At 72.6% G+C, this 4,225-nt stretch carries 4 protein-coding genes; all 4 read right to left on the reverse strand.

The window, feature by feature from the left end:
* Positions 1-1,608: MMPL family transporter (locus D7Y13_RS39230; RefSeq protein ID WP_147452604.1), on the reverse strand; the 1,608-nt coding region annotated here is incomplete at its 3' end.
* On the reverse strand, positions 1,605-2,912 hold the full coding sequence (locus D7Y13_RS39235; RefSeq protein WP_120586115.1) for a hydroxymethylglutaryl-CoA reductase, degradative: 1,308 nt from the start codon (positions 2,910-2,912) through the stop codon (positions 1,605-1,607). The genes D7Y13_RS39235 and D7Y13_RS39230, both read right to left, overlap by 4 nt.
* Positions 2,913-3,113: 201 nt before the next feature.
* A complete protein-coding gene (locus D7Y13_RS39240) occupies positions 3,114-3,641 on the reverse strand; it encodes a DUF4334 domain-containing protein (RefSeq protein WP_120586200.1) in 528 nt (175 codons plus the stop codon).
* A gap of 8 nt (positions 3,642-3,649) precedes the next feature.
* Positions 3,650-4,225 (reverse strand): zinc-binding dehydrogenase (locus D7Y13_RS39245; protein WP_147452605.1); only part of this gene is annotated, 576 nt, incomplete at its 5' end.

The raw sequence follows: 4,225 nt of genomic DNA on the forward strand, positions 1-4,225 counted from the left end.
CCCCACCGCGCGGTCCTCGCGCAGCGCCCGCACCAGGTCGCGCGCCTCGCGGCTGCTGGGCGCCGAGGACGTCAGCACCTGCAACACCGCCACGCTCCCGGTGAGGTACGCGGCGCGCGCGGCCCGCAGCTCCGGCGGCACGGCCCGCGGGGGCGCTCCCGCCATCTGTTGGACGGTGGCCCGGTCCATGCCCGGCACCAGGTCCACCGCGCTCTCCACGCCCACCACGCCCGGCAGGGAGGCGATCCTCCGGCTGGCATCGAAGAGGGCGCCAGCGCGCTCCGGCGTGAAGGCATCGCCGGAGGGGAACTCCACCGCCACCAGCACGCGCGTGGCGGCCTCGCGCGGAAACAGCCGGGCCAGCGTCCGCGCGCCCTGGCGGGCCTCCGTGTGTTCGGGCAGGGCCGTGATGTCCGTGGCCGCCAGCTCCAGGCGCCGGAAGGGCAGCCCCATGGCCAGCAGGAGCGCCAGCGTGGGCAGCAGCACCCACCAGGGATGCCGCATCACCCAGGTGGCCAGCGCGTGCCATGCACCGCCGCGCCGGTTCGGATGCGCGAAGGGCAGCTTCCCCCGGTCCACCCTCGGCCCCAGCCAGGCGAGCAGCGCGGGCAGCACGGTGAGCGCGAAGAGCACCGCGAAGGCCACCACCAGCGCGCCCCCCAGCCCCATGGCGCTCAGGTACGAGCCGCGAAAGAAGAGCAGGCCCGAAAGCCCCACCGTGACGGCGAGCCCGGAGAACGCCACCGCGCGTCCCGCCGTGTCCAGCGTGCGCGCCAGGGCCTCCTGCGTCGTCAGCCCATCCGCCAGCTCCGAGCGGAAGCGGCTCACGATGAACAGCGAGTAGTCGATGGCCACCCCCAACCCGATGAGCGACACCACGTTGAGCGTGTACTGCGCCATGTTGGTGTAGCGCGACAACAGCAGCACGCCCGCCACGCCGCAGAGCACCGCCAGCCCGCCCACCACCAGCGGCAGCATGGCCGCCACCACCGTGCGGAACACCCACAGCAACACCAGCAGCGCCAGCGGGAACGAGAGCAGCTCCGCGCGCAGCAGGTCGTGCTCCAGCAGCTCGTTCAGAGCGTGCACGAAGGCCACCTTGCCGGTGAGCGTCGTCTGGAAGCGTGGATCCTCCAGCGCCGCGCGCACGGCGGGGAACGCGGCGGTCGCCTCGCGCTCGCCCCCCTTGAGCCGCACCAGCGCCAGCAGGTCGTGGCCCGTCTTCGACACGAAGCGGGCGCGGAAGGCCTCGGGGGCTCCCACGGGCGACACCACCGCTTCGACCTCCGGCAGCCGCTGCACGCGCTCCAGCACCGAGCCCACCGCCTGGGTGAAGCGCGGGTCGTCGGTCGTCCAGTCGTCGCGGTGGAAGATGACCGCCAGCGTCTGGTCCATCGAGCCCGCGGCGGCGCCCCGGGCCAGCGCCTCCGCCCGCGAGGACTCGATGCCGTCGATGGTGCCGGTGGTGAGGTGGCCTCCCTGGAGCAGCCCATACACAGCCAGCGCCAGGAGCACGCCGCCGCCGCCCAGCACCCAGCCCCAGTGCCGGTACACGCCCCGGGCCAGCCTGGCGAACAGGGAGGGTGACGCGCTCGTCGGCTCGCTCATGGCGCTGTCACGGCCTGGCAGGACGCGAGGATTTCGCGCGCGGTCTCCACCTTGACGCTGCCGCGCTCCACCAGCAGCCGCGCCACCTTCTCCACGTCCAGGCCCCGTGCCCCCGCGGTCACCGCGACACACCGCGCGTGCAGCGCCATGTGCCCCTTCTGGATGCCCACCGAGCCCAGGGCGCGCACCGCCGCGAAGTTCTGCGCCAACCCCACCGACGCGAACACCATGGCCAATTCGCGCACCGTGGTGACGCGCAACAGCTTGAGCCCCAGCTGCGCGCCGGGGTGCACCTTGATGGGCCCGCCCACCATGCCCAGCGCCAGCGGCAGCTCGATGCGCCCCACCAGGTGGCCCTGCTCCAGCGTCCAGCGGGACAGCGGCCCGTAGCGGCCCGTGCGGCACGCGTAGGCATGGGCCCCCGCCTCGATGGCCCGCCAGTCCTGCCCCGTGGCGATGGCCACCGCGTCAATCCCATTCATCACGCCCTTGTTGTGCGTGGCCGCGCGGTAGGGGTCGGCCTCCGCGAAGCGGCTCGCCTGGAGGATGCCCTCCGCGATGTCCTCGCCCGGCAGGTCGAAGTCCGCCAGCGCCGCCAGCGGGATGCGGCACGACGCGCGCGCCAGCCGCTGGTCCGCGAGGTTGGACAGGATGCGCACGTAGACGCGGCCCCCGGTGAGCTGCTCGATGAGCGGCGCCACCCCTTCCGCCATGGTGTTCAGCAGGTTGGCGCCCATGGCCTCCTGCGTGTCCACCAGCAGGTGCACGATGAAGAGCGGCTCCCCCTGCGGCCCCTCCGGCGCGGGCAGGATGCGCACCTGCACCTCCCGCGCGCCGCCGCCCCGCCGCTGGAGCGCCGGGTGGAAGCTGTTCGCCAGGGCGAGCAGCTGCTCCCGGTGCGCCAGCAGGCGCTCCCGGGCCAGCTCCGGCGAGCCGTAGCCGGTGAGCTGCACCTGGGCGATCATCATCGACGCGTCCGCGTCCGCGGTGAAGCCGCCCGCGTGGCGGACCACCTTCGCCGCGTACGACACCGCCGCCACCACCGACGGCTCCTCCACCGCCATGGGCACCAGGTGGTCGCGCCCGTTGACGGTGAGGTTCAGCCCCAGCCCCAGCGGCAGGGCGAACACCCCCACCGCGTTCTCAATCATCTGGTTGAGGATGTCGAAGGACGGCGAGCCCAGGGCCCGCAGCACGTGCAGCTCCTCCGGTGAGACGTCCCCCCGCCGCGCCAGCTCCCTCCACCGCGCCTCCACATCGAGGCGGTGGAACCCCGGCAGGCGTGAGGACGGAATGTCCGGCAGGACCTCCGGCAATCCATCGTCCACCCCTTCCGACATGCGACGCCCCCCATCCCTTGGACCCGTGACGCTTCAAGGAACTGGTGACGGCCAGGGACATCCGGCAGGGGGCTCATCCCTGGGGGCGAGGTGGCACGGGACCGTGGGGCCCCATGCCTGTGGACCGCTGGGCGTTGTGAAGCCCGCCCGCCCCTCCCTCCGGAACTAGGGGGCTCGCGCGAAGGGCCGCGCGTCCGCATCCCGGCGCAGCACGAAGAAGTACGGCGCTGGCATGCCCCGCGCGTCCATCACCCCCAGCAGCGTGTTCGCGTCCACCTGGCGGAAGACATCGTTCGTGGGCCAGTCGTCGTAGATCATCGTCGCGCTGAGCCTTCCCCGGTACTGCGTCATGCGCAGCCGGGCCTTGAACTTCGCGGTCTCCACCGTGGCCCGGTGCGGGCCCACGGGCCCCCGTATCTCCGGGGAGGGCCACCTGCGCGGATCCACCGGGAACACCGCCGCGCGGTCCTCCGTGAAGAACAGCAGCGGGTGCACGCTCTCCGCGTCGATGAACTGCTTGCCGTACCAGCCGGTCGCGCTGAGCATCCCGTCCATGGGGTGCTCCGTCTGGAGCTCACTGCCCTTCCAGGTGCCCCACATGAACGAAAGGTCCACCGTGGGCAGGCTGTCGAACAACGCGAGCGCCTCCTCGGCGCGGATCCGCCCCGCGCTCACCGCTTCATCGAAGGTCATGACGTCCCTCATCCCTGCATGCGCAGCACCGGCTTGATCGCCGTGCGCGTCTCCATCTGGTGGACCGCGTCGTTGATGGCCTCGAAGTCATGGGTGCGGATGAGCTTCTCCAGCGGGAAGCGTCCGGCCGCGTGCAGCGCGACCAGCTTCGGGAGGAAGGTCTTCGGGTCGGCGTCCCCTTCGAGGATGCCCACCAGCTTCCGGCCGGCGAGCAGGGACGTCATCGGCAGGGAGACCTCCGCCGCGCCACGGCCGGGCAGTCCGAGCAACCCGCAGGTGCCCAGGGGCCGTGTCACGTCGAACGCCTGACGCAGCACCTGGGGTGAACCGACACACTCCAGCGCGAAGTCCACCCCGCCCCCGGTGCGCTGGCGGATCTTCTTCGTGAGCTCGGGCTCCTGCGCGAGGAAGGTGTCCGTGGCGCCCAGCTCGCGCGCGAGTTCGAGCCGCTTCGCGTCCAGGTCCACCGCGATGAGGGTCGCCGCGCCCACGAGCTTCGCCGCCATGATGGCCGCCAGGCCCACCGCCCCCGCGCCGAAGACCGCCAGCTGCTGCCCCGACCCCATCCGGAACGCCTCCAGCAC

It is taken from the genome of Corallococcus praedator, assembly GCF_003612125.1.
Classification (GTDB): Bacteria; Myxococcota; Myxococcia; order Myxococcales; family Myxococcaceae; genus Corallococcus; species Corallococcus praedator.

Excerpts from the sequence above, each read along its gene's own strand:
- D7Y13_RS39240 (WP_120586200.1), bottom strand. The coding sequence starts at position 3,641 with ATGACCTTCGATGAAGCGGTGAGCGCGGGGCGGATCCGCGCCGAGGAG.